2 protein-coding genes are annotated in these 2,119 nt (G+C 69.5%); both read left to right on the top strand.

Features of this window, described 5'->3' with window-relative positions; genetic code table 11:
* On the top strand, positions 1-1,829 hold a 1,829-nt coding region (locus ACLQ2R_RS39385; protein ID WP_425966527.1), incomplete at its 5' end, for a type I polyketide synthase.
* A partial coding sequence (locus ACLQ2R_RS39390) for a beta-ketoacyl synthase N-terminal-like domain-containing protein (RefSeq protein ID WP_425966528.1) occupies positions 1,826-2,119 on the top strand: 294 nt, incomplete at its 3' end. The genes ACLQ2R_RS39385 and ACLQ2R_RS39390, both read left to right, overlap by 4 nt.

The raw sequence follows: 2,119 nt of genomic DNA on the forward strand, positions 1-2,119 counted from the left end.
ATGCCGCGCTTCACGCGGTCGCTTTGACGGGTGTGGCTCAGGGGGCGGCGATGCCGTTCGCCTGGTCCGGAGTGAGGGTGTACGCGTCCGGCGCGGGTGCGCTGAGAGTGCGCATCCGTCCGTCCGGATCCACGGTCGCACTTGAGATCGCGGACGCAGCCGGCCTGGCGGTGGCCTCGATCGACTCCCTGGCGCTTCGCGCGGTGCACGCCGACGACCTGAAGTCCACCAGCGACCTGCTGTACCACCTGGAATGGACACCGGTGTCGCCCTCGGCCAGGGATCTGCCAGAGGCGACCGTGGTGCGCAGTCGCGGTGTGCATCATGTGCTCGGCGAGCTCCAGAGGCTGCTCGCCGACGAGGCGTCCCGGCCGGTGATCCTCACGCGTGGTGCGACAGGCCTGCCGGGTGAGGACGTTCACGACCTCGAAGGCGCCGCCGTGTGGGGCCTGGTGCGCTCGGCGCAGCAGGAGAACCCCGGGCGGATCGTCCTCGCCGACGCCGACGAGGCCGACCTCCCACTGGTACTCGCGACGGGTGAGCCACAGGTCGTGGTACGGGAGGGCGTGGCATACGCGGCCCGGCTGCGGCGAGTTCAGATCGCCCAGGCCGAACCGGTCCGGCTCACCGGTCCAGTGCTGATCACCGGTGGTACCGGGACGTTGGGCGGGTTGCTCGCCCGGCACCTGGTCGTCGAACACGGAGTGGACCGGCTGCTGCTCCTGGGGCGACGTGGTCCCGGCGCGCCCGGCGCGCGTGAACTGACCGCGGAACTGCGTGACCTGGGTGCCGAGGTGACCGTCGTGGCATGTGACGCGGCGGACCGGTTCGCACTCGAAGAGGTCCTTTCCACTCATCGGGTCGGCGCGGTCATCCACGCCGCGGGTGTGCTGGACGACGGAGCCATCGCGTCGCTGACGCCGGAACGCGTCGACACGGTGTTCGGGTCGAAGGCCGTCGCGGCACAGAACCTTCACGAACTCACCCGGGGCATGAACCTGTCGGCGTTCGTGATGTTCTCGTCGGCCGCCGGTGTGATGGGCTCGCCGGGCCAGGGCAACTATGCGGCGGCCAACGCCTATCTCGATGCATTGGCCGTGCACCGCCGGGCCAACGGCCTGCCCGCGCAGTCGCTGGCCTGGGGGCTGTGGGAGCAGGGCAGCGCGATGACCGCGTCCGCGGACCGGGACCGGATGGCCCGAGGAGGCGTGCTCCCGCTGTCCACGCGAGACGCTCTGGAGTTGTTCGACACCGCGCTGACCCTGGATCACGCCACGGTGGTGCCGGTCCGGCTGGCACCCGCATCGAGCACCAGGCGACGACGCCTCGTACAGGTCGATGCCGTGTCCTTCGAGCGTCGCCTGGCCGAGCTTCCGGCGGCTGAACGGCACGAGGTCCTGCTCGATGTCGTACGCGCTCAAGCCGCCACGGTGCTGGGACACCACGGCCCGGCGGCCATCGATCCCGAGGCGGCGTTCAGCGAGCAGGGCTTCGACTCGCTGTCCTCCGTGGAGTTCCGGAACGGTGTGAACGCGGCCACCGGGCTGCGGCTGCCGGCCACGATCGTCTTCGACTTCCCGAACTCCCGTCTCCTCGCCGAGCACCTGCTGAGCAGGCTGGTCCCGGAGGAGGAACCGGACACGACGGGCAACGAGGAGATGATCCGCAGGCTGCTGCAGACCATCCCGTTCAAGCGGCTCAAAGACGCGGGCCTGATGGACAGCCTGCTGCAGCTCGCCGGTATCACCGCGGACCAGATGGCGAGCGTCGACATCGACGAGATGGACACCGACAGCCTGATCAACATGGCACTGGGTGAGGAACAATGACCAGCTCGAACGACAAACTCGTCGCCGCGCTCCGGGCCTCCCTCAAGGAGACCGAGCAACTGCGTACCCGCAACCGGGAACTGGTCGCGGCCGCGACGGAACCCGCCGCCATCGTCGGCATGGCCTGCCGGTTTCCCGGGGGCGTGACATCACCGGAGGACCTCTGGGAGATGGTCGCCAACGGGGTCGACGTGATGTCCCCGTTCCCGGTGGATCGTGGGTGGGATCCGGGTGTGGTGGATCCGGCCGGTGAGCGGGAGGCGACGAGTTATGTGGGGGTCGGGGGGTTC

The sequence above is a fragment of the Streptosporangium sp. DT93 genome (assembly GCF_049844535.1).
In the GTDB taxonomy this organism is placed as follows: domain Bacteria; phylum Actinomycetota; class Actinomycetes; order Streptosporangiales; family Streptosporangiaceae; genus Streptosporangium.